This is a genomic window from Pigmentiphaga soli (assembly GCF_039541095.1).
Classification (GTDB): domain Bacteria; phylum Pseudomonadota; class Gammaproteobacteria; order Burkholderiales; family Burkholderiaceae_B; genus Pigmentiphaga; species Pigmentiphaga soli.
On record NZ_BAABFO010000009.1, the window covers coordinates 104,515 to 119,469 of the forward strand.

Sequence of the window (14,955 nt, forward strand, 5' to 3'; positions counted from 1 at the left end):
CCGGCGCGCAGCCGGGCACCGCCAGGCCTACGACGCCGAGGCCGCCTTCACCAGCACCGGATCGTCGCGGTAGAGCGAAGGAAACACCCGCTTCAGGTTCCCGACCTTGGGCAGATCGTTGATGACGATGTACGGATACGACGGGTGCTCGGTCAGGAAATCCTGGTGGTAGGCCTCGGCGGGATAGAAGGCCGCACCGTCCTCGATGCGGGTGACGATCGGCCCGCCGAACGCATGCGCGGCCTCCAGCTGCGCGATGTAGGCCTGCGCCACGCGCTTCTGCTGCGCGTTGGCCGGAAACAGGGCCGAGCGGTATTGCGTGCCGCTGTCGGGCCCCTGCCGGTTCAGCTGGGTGGGATCGTGCGCCACCGAGAAGAACACCTGCAGCAGCGTGCCGTACGACACCTGCGACGGGTCGAAGGTGACCTGCACCGACTCGGCATGGCCGGTGCGGCCCGAACTGACGGTCTCGTACTGCGCGGTGTCGGCCGTGCCGCCGGCATAGCCCGACACCGCCTTCTGCACGCCGCGCACGTGCTGGAACACGCCCTGCACGCCCCAGAAGCAGCCGCCGGCAAACACCGCGGTCTCAGTATGGGCCGTGCCCGCCGGCTCGTCCATCGCCGGCGCGGGCAGGGTCACGGCCTCGTCCGTGCGCAGCGAATAGGCCGGGCGCTGCCAGGCGAACAGGCCGGCGGCCGCGACGCCGGCGGCCAGCAGGCCGAGCGCGCCGCGGCGGCGGGAGAAGAAAGAATCCGATGTCGTCACGATGAACCGTCCTCCTGGAAGGTCGTGCAAGGGGCGCTGCTCAGCCGAAGGTGAACGCATAGGCCGAGACGCCGGAATCGAGAAACTCGATGGCGAAAGTATGGTCCGCTTCGGGCCCCGACTGGCGCAGCAGCTGATACAGGCGCTGCTCGTTCACGGTGCCGCTGCCGTCGGGCGCCACGTCCACGCCATGCGCCGCGCCCGGCGCCGCGCCGTCCAGCGTCACCTTGAAGCGTACCGGCTTGCCGCCCGGCGCGGGGCCCAGCACCAGGTGCAGGTCGCGCGCGCGAAAGCGGTAGACGATGCGGCCCGCGGGCCCGGCCAGCGTCGCCTGTTCTGGGCCCACGGCCCAGCGGCCGCCCAGGCCCCAGGCGTTGAGCGCCGGCGCCGCGGGCGCGGTGTAGTCGGCGGCCTTGTCGGGCACCGCCGCGCCGGACGCGAAACGCTCGGCGCGCTCGTAGCCCAGGTAGGTTTCGGGGGAGCCGATGGCTTCCATGTCGGCCGCCATCTCCACACCCTGGCCGTGCACCTCGGCCACGCCGTCCGCCACGTTATGCATGCCGGCCTCGCGCAGCAGTTGCTGGATCACGCGTTCCGATTCCGCATACTCGCCTTCGCCGAAGTGATGGTGGCGGATGCGGCCCTGCGCGTCGATGAAATAGTGCGCCGGCCAGTAGCGGTTGCCAAAGGCGCGCCAGATCGCGTAGTTGTTGTCGATGGCGACGGGGTAGTCGATGCCCAGCCGGGCCGCTTCGCGCTTCACGTTGGCCGTGTCGCGCTCGAAGGCGAACTCGGGCGCGTGCACGCCGATCACCACCAGCCCCTGGTCGCGGTACTTGTCGGCCCAGGCCTTCACATAGGGCAGTGCGCGCAGGCAGTTGATGCAGGAGTAGGTCCAGAAGTCGACCAGCACCACCTTGCCGCGCAGCGCCTGCGCGCTGAGCGGCGGGGAGTTGAGCCACTGCACCGCGCCGTCCAGCGGCGGCAGGCCGCCTTCGTCGGGCAGCGCCGGCGCGGCGCCGGGGCCGGCCATGCGCATGGCGTCGCCGGCGGACATCGTCATGGTGACAGGCGCTGCGCCGCTGAGGTCAGACATCATCATGGCAGGCCCGCCGCCCTGACTGCCCGCCGCTTCCCCGGCACTGCCCGCCATCGCCGCGCCGGAGCCGCCGGCCGCACCCGCGCCGGCCAGCCGGTCCACCAGCTTCTGTTCCAATCCACCGGTGGACGCCGTGGATACCTGCGCCAATACGCCGGTATCCAGCCCTAACGCGATCGCCGCCACGCCGGCCAGCATGGCCAGCCCCGCGCCGCGCCGCAGCCACTCGCCGGCGCCCAGCGCCCGCTTAATCGCCACCAGCACGCGGCCGCCGGCCAACAGCGCGAGCGCCAGCGAGGTGGCCGCGCCGGCCGCGTAGGCCAGCAGCAGTGCCGCGGTTTCCAGGTTCGCGCCCTGCAGCGCCGCGCCCGTCAGCACCAGCCCGAGGATCGGCCCGGCGCACGGCGCCCACAGCAGCCCGGTCGCCACGCCCAGCAGCAGCGGCGCCCACGGCCGTTGCCCGTCGCCCTGCGCCGCCGACAGGCGGCCGCCGGCCATCACCAGCGGCTGCGTCAGGCGCTCGGCCAGGCCGGGCCACAGCAGCATCAGCGCGAACACCGCCGCCAGCACGAGCGCCAGCCCGCGGCCATATTGATTGGCGGCCACCACCCAGCCGCCCGCCACCGTCGCCAGCGAAGCCACCAGCGCAAAAGTGAGCGCCATGCCGATCAGCAACGGCAGCCCGCCGCGCGAGAACGGCCGGCCGGCGAACGAGAACACGAAGGGCAGCACCGGCAGGATGCAAGGACTGACGATGGTCAGCACGCCGCCCAGGTAGGCAAGCAACAACAGCAGCATGGAATACTCCGGGTGGACCTTCAAGCAACCGCGAATGTCATCGCAAGGCCGTTCATGCAATAGCGCAGGCCGGTGGGCGGCGGGCCGTCGTTGAACAAATGGCCCAGGTGGCCGCCGCAGCGGCGGCAATGCACCTCGGTACGGGCCATGCCGTAGCTGGTGTCGGCGCGCGTGCCCACCGCCTGCGGCAAGGGCTGCCAGAAACTCGGCCAGCCGGTATGGCTGTCGAACTTGGCGTTCGAGGCGAACAGCGGCAGGCCGCAGCCGGCGCAGGCGAAGGTGCCGGCGCGGTGCTCGTCGTTCAGCGGGCTGCTGTACGGGCGCTCGGTGCCTTCCTGGCGCAGCACGTCGTACTGGGCCGTCGTGAGGCGGGCGCGCCATTCCGCATCGCTGTAGTCCACCTCGAAGCGTTCGGCTTCCGCGACCTGCGCGCCAGCAGCGCTGGCGGCCGACAAGGCCGGCCGGCGCGCCCACAGCAGGGGCAGCGCGCCGGCGGCCAGCACGGCGGCCGATCCGGTAAAGAATTGTCGTCTGTCCATCGCGTCGTCCTCCATGTTTCCGGGGCCTGCCGGCATCCGATGCACGCAGCGTAGCGAGGGCCCTGTCCCGAAGTCCTCACGTAAACTTAAACAAATCGTGATGATTCGACGGGCCGAACGCCCCCACAATGCAGGGCCGCGCCCGCGCATCCGGAACCGCCGCCGATGGATCAGCCCAGACGCCTCCTGCTGGTCGAGGACGACCGCCACATCGCCGACATGCTCGCGCTGAACCTGCGCGACGAAGGCATGGAAGTCACTCACTGCGCCGACGGCGAGGCCGGCCTGCGCCAGCTGGAACAGGGCGGCTGGGACGCGCTGGTGCTCGACATCATGCTGCCGGGCGTCGACGGCCTGGAGATCTGCCGGCGCGCCCGCGCCATGGCGCGCTACGTTCCCATCATCATCATCAGCGCCCGCGCCACCGAGATGCATCGCATCCTCGGCCTGGAACTGGGCGCCGACGATTACCTGGCCAAGCCCTTCTCGGTGCTGGAGCTGATCGCCCGCGTGAAGGCGCTGCTGCGGCGGGTCGACGCGCTGGCGCGCAATGCGCGCCTCGACGCCGGCAGCCTGTCGGTGGCGGGCCTGTTCATCGATCCGGTGGCGCGCGAAGCCAGGCTGGACGGCCGCCCGCTGGACCTCACGCCGCGCGAGTTCGACCTGCTGCACTTCTTCGCGCGCCAGCCCGGCAAGGTGTTCTCGCGCATGGACCTGCTCAATGCCGTGTGGGGCTACAGCCACGAGGGCTACGAACACACCGTCAATACCCACATCAACCGGCTGCGCACCAAGATCGAGGCCGACCCGGCGCAGCCGGCGCGCATCCTCACCGTCTGGGGCCGCGGCTACAAGTTCGCGGGCGGCGCCGAATCGTGAAGTTCACCCTCACGCAGCGCCTGTCGCTGGTGTTCGCCCTGCTGCTGCTGGTGTGCAGCGGCACCTCGGCCTGGCTGCAGGTGCGCGCCACACGCATGCACGAACTGGAAGTGGCGCAAGGGCTGTCGCGCGACCTGGCCGGACACATCGCGCGCAATGCCCAATTGATGGACGCCGGCGGGCTGAAACCGGACGCGGTGCGGCGCCTGTTCGGCCAGCTGATGGCGGTCAACCCCAGCGTCGAGGTCTACCTGCTCGACAACGACGGCCGCATCACCGGCCACGCCGCGCCGGCCGACCGCCTGCGGCGCGAGCGCGTGGACCTGGCGCCGGTGCGCCGGCTGCTGGCCGGCGGCCGGCTGCCCATCCTGGGCGACGACCCGCGCAGCGCCGATGGCCGCAAGGTGTTCAGCGCGGCGCCGCTGCGCGTGGATGGCCGCGACGCGGGCTACGTGTATGTCGTATTGCTGGGCGAGGCGCACGACAGGCTGGCCGCGCGCGGCGCCACCGGCGCCGCGCTCGACCTGGCGCTGTGGTCCATCGGCCTGGTGGCGCTGCTGTGCCTGCTGGCGGGCCTGGCGGCCTTCGCGCTGATCACGCGTCCGCTGCGGCGGCTGGCCGAGACGATGCGGCAGTTCGATCCGGACGATGCGGCGGCCGCGCTGCCCGCCGCTGACACGTCCGCCGCTGTCACGTCCGCCGCTGTCCCGCCGGCCGCTGTCCCGCCGGCTTCGCCCGTTGCCGCCGCGGCCGGCGCCTCCCCGCCGATTGCCGCCGAGCCGTCCACGCGCGGCGCCGCCCGCGACGAGATCGCCGTGCTCGACGGCGCCTTCCGCCAGATGACTGGCCGCCTGGCCGAGCAGTTGCGCGCGCTGACGCGGCAGGATCAGGAACGGCGCGAGCTGATCGCCAACATCTCGCACGACCTGCGCACCCCGCTGGCCTCGCTGCACGGCTACCTGGAAACCCTGGCGCTGAAGGACGACACGCTCGCCCCGGCCGAGCGGCGCCGCTACCTGGGCATCGCGCTGGACCAGAGCCGCAATGTGGGCGCGCTGGCGCAATCGCTGTTCGAACTGGCGCGGCTCGAATACGGCTTCGTCAAGCCCGAGCCGGAAGCCTTCTCGCTCACCGACCTGGTGCAGGACGTGTTCCAGAAACTGGAGCTGGCGGCGCAGGCGCGGCAGGTGGAACTGCGCGCGGCGTTCGCCGGCCCGATCCCGCCGGTGCGCGGCGACCTGGGCCTGATCGAACGGGTGCTGACCAATCTGCTGGACAACGCGCTGCGCCATGCGCCGGCCGGCGGCCGGGTGGAGGTGGCGCTGGTCCCGCACGCGCAGGCCGTCGAAGCTACCGTGGCCGACACCGGCCCCGGCATCGCGCCCGAACTGCGCGAGGGCCTGTTCCACCGGCCGTTCGACGTGGGCGGCGCGCGCCGCGCGGGCGGCCTGGGGCTGCGCATCGTGCACAGCATCCTGCAGCTGCACGGCAGCGCGATCCGCCTGGTCGACCTGCCTGGCTACGGCGCCGCCTTCCGCTTCGAGTTGCCGGCGGCGCGGGATTGACGACGGGCCGGCCAGCGTCCGCCGGGCCGATGCGCAGCGCAGCCACGCCCAGGCGGCAACGCAGGCCGGGCCGCCCCGCCGGCGCAGCGGCGCGCCTCTCCACGCGCGTTCAGAACGACGCCGTCATGCTCACGTAGAAGGTACGCCCCGGCTGGTTGTACGTATAGGCGCCGGCGCCCGCGATCTCGTTGGGCGTGCCCACGTTGACCCCGGCCGCGTTGCCGCGGCGGAACAGGCGCTTGTCGAGCAGGTTGTCGATGCCGGCCGTCAGCCGCAGGCTGCGGTTGACGCGGTACGTGCCGCTCACGCCCAGCAGCACATAGGGATCGACCTCGTCGGCCGCCGAGCCGGTCACCGGATTGCCGTAGTAGTCGTACTTCTGCGGCTTCTGCGTGCCGTACCAGGTGAAGGTGGCCAGTGCCGAGAAGCGCTCGTCGGCCTGCCAGCTCAGCGACGAGTTGACGGTGTATTCGGGGATGGTCGACAGCCGTTCGCCGGTGGACTTGTTCTTCGACTGGAACATATAGGTGAAGTTGGTGGTCCAGGTCAGGCTGCGCGCCAGCGGCAGCGTCAGGTTGCCCTCCAGCCCCTCGGTCACCGCCTTCGGCACGTTCTCCCACTGGAACACCGCGCGCCCGGCCTGGGTGCCGACCACGTCGTGCCCGGCATCGACCTTGTTGCGGTAGTCGTTGCGGAAATAGGCCAGGCTGCCCAGCAGGCCGCCGCGCGCGTACTGCACGCCGATTTCCTTGTTGATGCTGGTCTCGGGCTTGAGATCGTCGTTGCCCATCAGGAAGCAGCCCGCCAGCCCGCCCCAGCAGCCGTTGCCCGCGCTGTACAGCGTGTAGCCGGTATTGCCCTGGTACAGGTTGGGCGCCTTGTAGGCGCGCGCCACGCCGCCCTTGATCGTCCACGCCGAGGTCAGCGCATACGACAGGTTCAGCGCCGGGCTCCAGTTCGGGCCGTACTGGTCGTGATGGTCGAAGCGCAGCCCGGGCGTGGCCGTCAGGCGGTCGGTCAGGTAGATGTTGTCTTCGGCGAAGGCCGAGAAGATCTGCGCCTTGGCCGTCGGCTGGTACGGCGTGGGCGGCGCCGGCACCTGCGCCTGCGGATTGCGCGCCTTCAGGTCGGAAGCGTTGTCCTCCAGTTTCGATTGCACCCATTCCAGGCCGAAGGTGCCGACCTGGTCGACGCCGCCCAGCTTGAAGCGCCGGTTCAGCTCGGCATGCGCGGTGACCGTGCGCAGGTCGATGTCGCCGAAGCCGCCGTCGGCGATGGCGGGGTTCGTGGGGTCGTTGAACGCGCCCTCGGTACCGCCGGCCAGCCCTTCGAGCAGGCGCGTGTTGCGGGTGCGTTCGTACTGCAGGTAGGCCAGCGTGTCGGTGGCGTCGTTCCAGTGGCCGCGATGCGTGATCGAATAGGCCTGGCGATACAGCCGGTTGGTCTCGCTGCCCAGTTGCCGCTGCACCTCGGCATTGGTGTTGGTGTTCTGCGTGTCGCCCGCATAGATGTTGCCTTGCCGGCTGTAGCTGGCGCCGAAGTCCACTTCCTGGCCCGGCAGCAGCTTCCAGGTCAGCGTGCCGTCCAGGTCGCGGTTGCGCACGCCCTCGCGGCCGGCCGGGAACGACGCCGCGTTGGCGCCCAGCCGGGTCGAGGCGTGGTCCTTGTTGATGTCGAAGGCGTCGGCGTCGGTCTTGGCAACGTTGCCGTACAGCCGGAACGACAGCCGGTCCGACAACGGGCCGTTCAGGCCGAAGCTCATCCGCTTGGTATTGCCCTCTTCCGAATGCTGCGGCATGTTGAAGTACACGGTGGCGCTGCCGCCGATCCTGTCGCCGGGCTTCTTGGTGATGATGTTGACCACCCCGCCGGCCGCGCCGTTGCCGTAGCGCGCGGCGGCCGGGCCGCGCAGCACCTCGATGCGCTCGATCTGGTCGGCCGGCACCCAGTTGGTGTCGCCGCGCGAATCGCGTTCGCCGCGCCAGCCGTAGCGCACCGAGTTGCGCGAGGTGACCGGCTTGCCGTCGATCAGGATCAGCGTGTTCTCCGGCCCCATGCCGCGGATGTCGATCTGCCGGTTGTTGCCGCGCTGGCCGCTGGCCGAGTTGCCGGTCAGGTTCACGCCCGGCATGGTGCGCAGGATCTCTGAAATATCGTTGACCGGCGGGCGCTGGGCCAGGTCTTCGGCTGTGATGACCGACACCCCGAGCGACTGCTTGAGCTCTTCCTCGGCGGTGACCGTCACCGGCGCCAGCTCGGCCGCCGGCGCCGGCTGCGCCGGGGTTTGCGCCTGCGCGCCGAAGCCGGCGCCCGCCAGGCCGGCGGCCAGCAGCGCCGGACCGCGGCAAGAAAGAGGGGAAGATCGGCGGCTACGGCTCATGGCATTCCTTTCGCGTGGGAGAGCGGCGTTCCCCCGCCCGGCGGCATGCCGCGCCGTCGATGAGAACGAATCCTATTTACGGAAAGGGAAAGTATAGGAATGACAACGGGCCAAAGGCCTTTGCAGCGGCGCCAACATCGTTTTCCCCACAACCACTTTGTCCGTCCGCAGTTCCCGATATAGCGGCGAGAAGGGGGCATCCCTAGAGTGCCGGTTCCGCTTTCACCGTTGGAAACCGCTCATGCCGAGCAAGCCGCGAGGCCGGACAAAGCCCGAGGACATGGACTCGCCCTGGAAAGAAGCCCTGGAGCGGTTCTTGACTATCTGGCGGCCGAACACCAATCCTTGCAGAACCCCCAGCCGCTGCGCTATCAGGCCGTGCACCTTGACCGCTGGCTGGCGCGTTGGGAAGAATCGATGTTGTGGGCTTGCTGCGCTTGATCGATTGGATACTGACGCTGCCGCCCGAACTGGATGAACCGTATCTTCAGGCGGTCGAACAGGCCGCTACCGATCAGCTTCGCAGATGGAGCCGCCGTATTCTCGCCGCCGAATCGCTGCAAGCGCTGTTCCAGGAAAACAGCCAGGGCTGAGCAGCCCCGCAGGGCTGCCAGAGCGGCTGCCCGAAAGACAATCGCTGTGCACGCAGCCGCCTCGGCAGCCTAAACCCTTGCCCGGAGCTCGCTGGGCTTCAGGCCGTAATACCGCCGCATCGCCGTGGCGAAGTTGGCCGGGTTGGAATAGCCGGCCAGCGCCGCGGCCTGCGCCACGCTGACGCCGTCGCGCTCGAGCGCCTGCCGGGCGCGGCGCATGCGGCTGTCGCGCAGGTAGTCGAACACGGGCCGGCCGTAGACGGCGCGGAAGTAGCGCTGCAGGGTGCTGGCGCTCATGCCGATCTTGCTGGCGATGGCTTCCACCGACAAGGCGTCCGCCTCGCCGCTGTCGATCAGTTCGCGCACCGTGTCCAGCCGGCGGTATTCGCGCAGATGCACGCCTTCCTGCGCGGCCGGCATGGCGGTTTCGCCGGCCAGATGCCCGATGGCCTCGCAGGCGATGTCGATCGCGCGGCTTTCCAGATACAGCCGGCGCATGGGCTCCGCGTATTCGCTGGCGCTGAGCATCTGCCGCACCAGCGCCAGCACGCGCGGCGACGGCTGCCACGCCGCGGTGGCCAGGTGCTCGCCCAGGAAGCGCGCCACGTTGCGCCACTGGGCGCTGCCGGCGAAATCGGACTGACACAGCCACTGCGGCATCACCGTCAGGCTGATCGCGCGCGAATAGCGCCCGGCCACGCCGTGGCGCACGCACAGCGTGGGCTCCAGCAGATTGACCAGCGCCGCCTGCCCGGCCACGGGGAGCTTGCGATGCTCGCGCGGCGACCCCAGCAGCAGGCGCCGCGGGCCGTAGGAAATGTCGACCAGGCCGTCGATCACCAGCGCCAGCTTCAGGCCGCCGTCCAGCACGCTGCTGGTGACCAGGTCGTTCAGGTAGACCGTGTCGGACATGTGCAGGAACAGGCCGTCGCGCAGCGACTGCACGCTGAACATGCCGCGCAGCGCGCCGCTGCCCAGCGCGCGCGAGGACGACAGGACACGGTAGTTCGACGCGATGATCCGCAGCGGCGCGGCCAGTTCCAGTTCGTTGATGACGGGGTACGCGGATGCGCTCATGGCTTGGTCGCCCCTGACGACGGGCAGCAGCCCAGAGCAGCCATATTAATCTAAATGGGAATCAATATCATATTGGCCGAACTGCCGTCCCCGGCCAGGCGCCGGATCCCCCTGACACGGATTCAAAGATAGCCGCTCGTCCCGGCAAGGCCGGGCTGATGCGGCCGTGCGATACTCGAAAGCCAAAATGCGAATCATTACCGACCCCATCTCGGACCCCGCCGCCGCCGGGCCGGCCACGTCCGTGGCCGATGCCTATGCGCGCATCCTGCGCCGGCGCGGCCTGGCGCTGCTGGCCCTGCTGGCGCTGGCGGCCGCCTCGCTGCTGCTGGACGTCGCCACCGGCGCCTCGGGCCTGGGCGCGGCCGACCTGCTGCGCGCGCTGTCGGCGCCCGATGCCATGGACCCCATCGCCCGGGTCATCGTCTGGAACATCCGCCTGCCCTCGGCCACGATGGCGCTGGTGGTCGGCGCCGCGCTGGGCCTGGCCGGCGCCGAAATGCAGACCGTGCTCGACAACCCGCTGGCCAGCCCCTTCACGCTGGGGCTGTCATCGGCGGCGGCGCTGGGCGCTTCGCTGGTCATCGTGCTCGATCTCGCCATTCCCGGCGTGCCGGCCGGCTGGACGGTGGCGGCCAGCGCCTTCGCCTTCGCGCTGCTGTCGGCGCTGCTGCTGCATGCGGTGGCGCGCTGGGGCGGCGTCGGCACGCCGGGCGTGGTGCTGTTCGGCATCGCGCTGGTGTTCTCGTTCAACGCGCTGGTGTCGTTGGTGCAGTTCCTGGCGCGGGCCGAAGCGCTGCAGGGGCTGGTGTTCTGGACGCTCGGCAGCCTGGCGCGGGCCGACTGGACGCGCATCGGCGTCCTCGCGCTCGCCCTGGCCGCGATGCTGCCGCTGTCGCTGCGCGACGCCTGGCGGCTCACGGCCCTGCGGCTGGGCGAGGAACGCGCGGCCAGCTTCGGCGTCGACGTGCGCCGCCTGCACCTGCGCGCACTGGCGCGCATCAGCCTGCTGGCCGGGCTGGCGGTGGCCTTCGCCGGCGTCATCGGCTTCATCGGGCTGGTCGCGCCGCACATCGCGCGCCGCCTGTTCGGGGAGGACCACCGCCACTACCTGCCGGGCAGTGCCCTGGTGGGCGCCCTGATCCTGTCGCTGGCGTCGGTGGTGTCGAAGCTGGTGATGCCCGGCGTGGTGGTGCCGGTGGGCATCGTCACGGCGCTGGTCGGCATTCCCTTCTTCCTGGCGGTGGTGCTGCGCCGCCAGGTGCACTGAGGCGCCATGCTGGAACTGCGCCGCCTCGACGTCGCCTATGGACGGCGCGCCATCGTCGAAGACCTGTCGGCCGGACCGCTCGCCGCCGACACCGTCACCGCGCTGCTCGGGCCCAACGGCAGCGGCAAGTCCACCCTGCTCAAGGCGGTGGCCGGGCTGGTGCCGCTGCGCGGCGGCCAGGTGCTGCTGGACGGCCGGGACCTGGCCGACGGCGGCTTCGCGCAGCGCGCGCGGCAGGTGGCCTACCTGCCGCAATCGCTGCCGGCCGCGGTGCATCTGCGCGTGTTCGAATCCGTGCTGGCGGCGGCGCACGCCACGGTAGGCAGCCTGCGCGCCCAGGCCGCCGATACCGGCGCGGTCATGGCCCTGCTCGAGCGGCTCGGCATCGGCCACCTCGCGCTGCATTACCTGGACCGCCTGTCGGGCGGGCAGAAGCAGTTGGCCGGGCTGGCCCAGGCGCTCGTGCGCCAGCCCCGCCTGCTGCTGCTGGACGAACCGCTGTCGGCGCTCGACCTGAATCACCAGTTCCACGTACTGGACCTGCTGCGCGAGGAAACACGCGAGCGCGGGCTGGTTACCGTGATCGTGCTGCACGACCTGAACATCGCGCTGCGTCATGCCGACCGTTGCCTGCTGATGCGCGGCGGCCGCCTGCTGGCCGAGGGCGCGCCGCGCGACGTGGTGACCGCCGAAACGCTGGCGGCGGCGTACGGCGTGCGCGGCCGCGTGGAAACGTGTTCGCGCGGATTGCCGCAGGTCATCATCGACGGCCTGGCCGTCTCCCTCCCCCCGCTGTCGCCCCCTATGCCACCTACGCCATGACGATTGCCCTCGGTCCATCGCAGGCGCGCCGCCGGTGCGCGGCGCCGTGCCGCCGGCCGGCCCGCCGCTCTGCCCACGAAGGCGGCCCCCGGTTCGCCGGCCTGTCCGCCAGCTTGCCCGCCCATATACTGGCCGCGCTGACGCTATTCATGGGACTGGCAGCCACCGCCGCGGCCGACCCCATCGTGCTGCGCGACATCGCGGGCCGTGAAGTGACCCTGCCGCGTCCCGCGCAGCGCGTGGTGCTGTCCCAGGCCCGCTACCTTCCGGTGCTGGGGCTGATCCACCCCGATCCGGTCGGCATCCTGGCCGGCTGGTCCGACGAGTTCAAGTCCTCCTACGCCAACGAATACCAGGCCTACAGGCGCCGCTTCCCCGCCATCGACAACGTGCCGGTGGTCGGCCGCCACGCGCCCGATACGTTCTCGGTCGAAAAAACCATGGCGCTGCGCCCGGACCTGGTGATCCTGACGCTGGCGTTCGCCGGCATCGCGCCGGGCGCGGATCCGCGCAATTCGCCGGTCATCCGCCACTTCGACGAGGCCGGCGTGCCGGTAGTGGTCGTGGATTTCTTCATGAAGCCGCTGCAGAATACCGAACCCAGCATTCGCCTGCTCGGCGCGGCGCTGGACCGTTCGCAGCAGGCCGAAGCGTTCATCGCGTTCTATCGCGGACACATGGAGCGGGTCGCCGCGGGCGTCGCCGCCGCCGGCGCGGCGCGGCCGGCGGTCCTGGTGCACGCCCATGCCGGCAGCACCGCCTGCTGCAATTCGCCCGGCCTGGGCACCTTCAACGACATGATCGCGCTGGCCGGCGGCCACAACATCGGCGCCGACGTGCTTAAGGGCGCCACCGGACAGCTGGACTTCGAATACATCAACCGCCGCAACCCCGCCGTCTACGTGGCCACCGGCACCGGCGCCTCCGGGCGCCTCGGCGGCCTGGCGATCGGCATGGGCGCCGGCCAGGCGCAGGCGCGCGCCAGCCTGCGCGACATCGTGCGGGCCCCCGAACTGTCGGCGCTGGCGGCCGTGCGCTCGGGCAACGCGCACGGCATCTGGCACGGCTTCAACGATTCGCCGCTGCACGTGGTCTTCATCGAGGCGCTGGCGCGCTGGCTGCACCCCCGCCAGTTCGCCGACGTCTCGCCGCAGGCCACGCTGGACGAGATCAACCGGCGCTTCGCGGCCGTGCCCTACGAAGGCACCTTTCTGGTGGACCTGCTACCGGAGCCTGCCGTGCCGGCCGCTGCCGCCGGACCTGCCACGCCTGCCGTGCCCGCCACCCCCGCCGGGCACGCTTCTCGCTGACCTTCCCACATGCACCGCGCTCCATCCGCCGCCCAGGCCGCCGACTCCCGCCGCACGCAGCGGCGACGCACGATCCTGTCAGCCATGACCACCATGCTCTTCGCACGCCACGAAGCCAGCCGGGCCGCCGCGCCGGCCGGCCGCAGCGCCGCGCAACGCGCGGCCGACCAGCCCGCCGAGATCATCGACGACCCGCGCATCGAACGCTTCGACCTGGCCGCCGAAGCCGGCGCCGCGTCCTGGCACATCCAGGTCGCCCGCCCCGCCGGCCCGCCGCCGGCGGGCTGTGCGGTGCTCTATCTGCTCGACGGCGACGCCACCTTCCCGCTGGCATGGCACGCACAGGCCGCCGCCGGCATCCGCGATCTCGCCCTGGTCGGCATCGGCTATCCCGGCGGCCGCCGCATCGACGTGCGGCGCCGCTACTACGACCTGACGCCGCCCACCGCCGCCGAATACATGCGGGTGCGCGATCCGGCGGTGCGTACCGGCGGCCAGGACGCCTTCCTCGACTTCATCGCCGGCCCGCTGCGCGACGCGGTGGCGCGCATCGCGCAGCCGGACCCGGCACGCCAGACATTGTTCGGCCATTCGCTGGGCGGACTGTTCGCATTGCACGCGATGATGACGCGGCCGGCGCTGTTCAGGTCGTATGCGGCGGCCGACCCGTCGATCTGGTGGAACGGCCAATCGATTCTGCGCGAGGCGGCTGCCTTCGCGGGTGGCATCGACGCCGCGGGCGGCACGCTGGCCCGGCCGGTCAGGCTCCAGATCGAAACCTCCGGCAGCCTGCCGCCCACCCTGGGCCGCGCGCGCGACGATGCGGCGCGCGAAGGCGAGGAACCGGCCGCTCACGGACTGGCGCACCGGCTGGCGGCAATCGCCGGCTTCGAGGTCTATCTGCGCCACGAGGCACACGAGACCCACGGTTCGCTGATGGCGCCGTCTACGGTGGACGCCGTCGCGTTCGCCGCCGGCGCGGTGCCCGACGGCGTGCAGCGGCTGGCGCGCTGAGCCGCTATCCGATCGCCCGCCGGCGGCGTACGCCCCTTGCCGGCACCGTCCTTGGCTGGACTGCCAGCACCACATATAATTCCACATATATTTACCGCCAAGGGACCTCGCCATGGGACAGATCACGCTGTATCTGGATGACTCCACGGAAGCCTTGGTGCACCAGGCAGCCCAGGCCAGCGGGATGTCGAAAAGCCGCTGGGTCGCGGAATTGATCCGCGCCCATGCCCATGACACGTGGCCGCCGGAACTGCGCAAGCTGGCCGGCGCCTTCGCAGATTTCCCCCTGCGCGAAGAACAGGCCGCGCCAGGCGACGATTTGCCCAGGATCGGTTTCTGATGCTGATCCTGGACAGCAATACCATCAGCTATTACTTCCGCGGCGACCCCGACGTGGTCCCGCGGATGCAGGCCGAACCGCCGTCGGCGTTCGCGGTGCCGGCCATCGTCGCGTACGAGTTGCGCTACGGGCTGCTGCGATTGCCGCCCACGGCCGGCAAACCGCGCCTGCAGGCGCTGGACAAACTGCTGGGGCTATTGCCGATACTGCCCTTCGACGCCGCCTGCGCCGCGCAGGCCGCCGCCATCCGTGCCGCCCTCGAGCGGCAAGGCAGGCCCATCGGGCCGCACGATTTGCTGATCGCCGCCATTGCCTTGCAGCACAAAGCGCCACTGGTCACGCGCAACGTGCGGGAATTCGGCCAGGTCCCGGGGCTGCAAGTCGTGAATTGGCACAAGGCATGACGCGACTGTCGCAAGCGGCCAAAGTCAGCCCGCCGCCAGTCCCATAAAAGAGGCATACCACTCATATAGCCAGCGCCCATGCCCCTGCAGCCCGGCG

Annotated in this window: 14 protein-coding genes; 9 read left to right on the forward strand and 5 right to left on the reverse strand. The window is 70.8% G+C overall.

Annotated features, from left to right (window positions below; genetic code table 11):
- Positions 1 to 27: 27 nt before the first annotated feature.
- From msrA to msrB, 3 genes are read right to left on the reverse strand one after another with little or no spacing between them, the layout of a single operon-like run.
- Positions 28 to 771: a peptide-methionine (S)-S-oxide reductase MsrA gene (msrA, locus tag ABD927_RS11375; protein ID WP_345249509.1), complete on the reverse strand. Its 744-nt coding sequence runs from the start codon at positions 769 to 771 to the stop codon at positions 28 to 30.
- A gap of 37 nt (positions 772 to 808) precedes the next feature.
- The gene (locus ABD927_RS11380) at positions 809 to 2,665 is read right to left on the reverse strand and encodes a cytochrome c biogenesis protein DipZ (protein WP_345249399.1); all 1,857 of its coding nucleotides are present in this window, start codon (positions 2,663 to 2,665) and stop codon (positions 809 to 811) included.
- A 20-nt stretch (positions 2,666 to 2,685) separates the two neighbouring features.
- Entirely contained in the window at positions 2,686 to 3,204 is a 519-nt protein-coding gene (gene msrB, locus ABD927_RS11385) for a peptide-methionine (R)-S-oxide reductase MsrB (RefSeq protein WP_345249401.1), read from the reverse strand.
- A gap of 165 nt (positions 3,205 to 3,369) precedes the next feature.
- Between msrB and ABD927_RS11390 the strand changes: the two genes are divergently transcribed.
- Positions 3,370 to 4,083: a response regulator transcription factor gene (locus tag ABD927_RS11390; RefSeq protein ID WP_345249403.1), complete on the forward strand. Its 714-nt coding sequence runs from the start codon at positions 3,370 to 3,372 to the stop codon at positions 4,081 to 4,083.
- Positions 4,080 to 5,648: a sensor histidine kinase gene (locus ABD927_RS11395; RefSeq protein WP_345249405.1), complete on the forward strand. Its 1,569-nt coding sequence runs from the start codon at positions 4,080 to 4,082 to the stop codon at positions 5,646 to 5,648. Before ABD927_RS11390 ends, ABD927_RS11395 begins: the two co-directional genes overlap by 4 nt.
- 109 nt (positions 5,649 to 5,757) lie before the next feature.
- Here ABD927_RS11395 and ABD927_RS11400 read toward each other — a convergent pair whose 3' ends face one another.
- Positions 5,758 to 8,028, reverse strand: coding sequence for a TonB-dependent siderophore receptor (locus ABD927_RS11400; protein WP_345249407.1), 2,271 nt, complete (start codon positions 8,026 to 8,028; stop codon positions 5,758 to 5,760).
- Positions 8,029 to 8,432: 404 nt separating this feature from the next.
- On the opposite strand from ABD927_RS11400, the gene ABD927_RS11405 reads away from it, so the two are divergent.
- Positions 8,433 to 8,621, forward strand: a complete 189-nt coding sequence (locus tag ABD927_RS11405) for a hypothetical protein (protein WP_345249409.1) — start codon at positions 8,433 to 8,435, stop codon at positions 8,619 to 8,621.
- A 69-nt stretch (positions 8,622 to 8,690) separates the two neighbouring features.
- Here ABD927_RS11405 and ABD927_RS11410 read toward each other — a convergent pair whose 3' ends face one another.
- Positions 8,691 to 9,698 (reverse strand): helix-turn-helix transcriptional regulator, encoded by a 1,008-nt coding sequence (locus tag ABD927_RS11410; protein ID WP_345249411.1) that lies wholly within the window; start codon positions 9,696 to 9,698, stop codon positions 8,691 to 8,693.
- Between the two features lie 187 nt (positions 9,699 to 9,885).
- Between ABD927_RS11410 and ABD927_RS11415 the strand changes: the two genes are divergently transcribed.
- The 6 genes from ABD927_RS11415 (at position 9,886) to ABD927_RS11440 (ending at position 14,858) form a co-directional block, all read left to right on the forward strand.
- Positions 9,886 to 10,968 carry a FecCD family ABC transporter permease gene (locus ABD927_RS11415; RefSeq protein WP_345249413.1) on the forward strand — a complete coding sequence of 361 codons (1,083 nt, stop codon included), beginning with the start codon at positions 9,886 to 9,888 and terminating at the stop codon, positions 10,966 to 10,968.
- A 6-nt stretch (positions 10,969 to 10,974) separates the two neighbouring features.
- The gene (locus ABD927_RS11420) at positions 10,975 to 11,790 is read left to right on the forward strand and encodes an ABC transporter ATP-binding protein (RefSeq protein ID WP_345249415.1); all 816 of its coding nucleotides are present in this window, start codon (positions 10,975 to 10,977) and stop codon (positions 11,788 to 11,790) included.
- A gap of 113 nt (positions 11,791 to 11,903) precedes the next feature.
- Positions 11,904 to 13,100 (forward strand): ABC transporter substrate-binding protein, encoded by a 1,197-nt coding sequence (locus ABD927_RS11425; RefSeq protein ID WP_345249417.1) that lies wholly within the window; start codon positions 11,904 to 11,906, stop codon positions 13,098 to 13,100.
- Positions 13,101 to 13,184: 84 nt separating this feature from the next.
- Positions 13,185 to 14,114 (forward strand): alpha/beta hydrolase, encoded by a 930-nt coding sequence (locus ABD927_RS11430; protein ID WP_345249419.1) that lies wholly within the window; start codon positions 13,185 to 13,187, stop codon positions 14,112 to 14,114.
- Between the two features lie 112 nt (positions 14,115 to 14,226).
- Positions 14,227 to 14,454, forward strand: a complete 228-nt coding sequence (locus tag ABD927_RS11435; RefSeq protein WP_345249421.1) for a ribbon-helix-helix domain-containing protein — start codon at positions 14,227 to 14,229, stop codon at positions 14,452 to 14,454.
- Positions 14,454 to 14,858, forward strand: coding sequence for a PIN domain-containing protein (locus tag ABD927_RS11440; RefSeq protein WP_345249423.1), 405 nt, complete (start codon positions 14,454 to 14,456; stop codon positions 14,856 to 14,858). Before ABD927_RS11435 ends, ABD927_RS11440 begins: the two co-directional genes overlap by 1 nt.
- The last annotated feature ends 97 nt before the right edge of the window (positions 14,859 to 14,955 follow it).

Excerpts from the sequence above, each read along its gene's own strand:
- ABD927_RS11380 (WP_345249399.1), bottom strand. The coding sequence starts at position 2,665 with ATGCTGCTGTTGTTGCTTGCCTACCTGGGCGGCGTGCTGACCATCGTC.
- msrB (WP_345249401.1), bottom strand. The coding sequence starts at position 3,204 with ATGGACAGACGACAATTCTTTACCGGATCGGCCGCCGTGCTGGCCGCC.
- ABD927_RS11390 (WP_345249403.1), top strand. The coding sequence starts at position 3,370 with ATGGATCAGCCCAGACGCCTCCTGCTGGTCGAGGACGACCGCCACATC.
- ABD927_RS11400 (WP_345249407.1), bottom strand. The coding sequence starts at position 8,028 with ATGAGCCGTAGCCGCCGATCTTCCCCTCTTTCTTGCCGCGGTCCGGCG.
- ABD927_RS11410 (WP_345249411.1), bottom strand. The coding sequence starts at position 9,698 with ATGAGCGCATCCGCGTACCCCGTCATCAACGAACTGGAACTGGCCGCG.
- ABD927_RS11415 (WP_345249413.1), top strand. The coding sequence starts at position 9,886 with ATGCGAATCATTACCGACCCCATCTCGGACCCCGCCGCCGCCGGGCCG.
- ABD927_RS11420 (WP_345249415.1), top strand. The coding sequence starts at position 10,975 with ATGCTGGAACTGCGCCGCCTCGACGTCGCCTATGGACGGCGCGCCATC.
- ABD927_RS11430 (WP_345249419.1), top strand. The coding sequence starts at position 13,185 with ATGACCACCATGCTCTTCGCACGCCACGAAGCCAGCCGGGCCGCCGCG.
- ABD927_RS11435 (WP_345249421.1), top strand. The coding sequence starts at position 14,227 with ATGGGACAGATCACGCTGTATCTGGATGACTCCACGGAAGCCTTGGTG.
- ABD927_RS11440 (WP_345249423.1), top strand. The coding sequence starts at position 14,454 with ATGCTGATCCTGGACAGCAATACCATCAGCTATTACTTCCGCGGCGAC.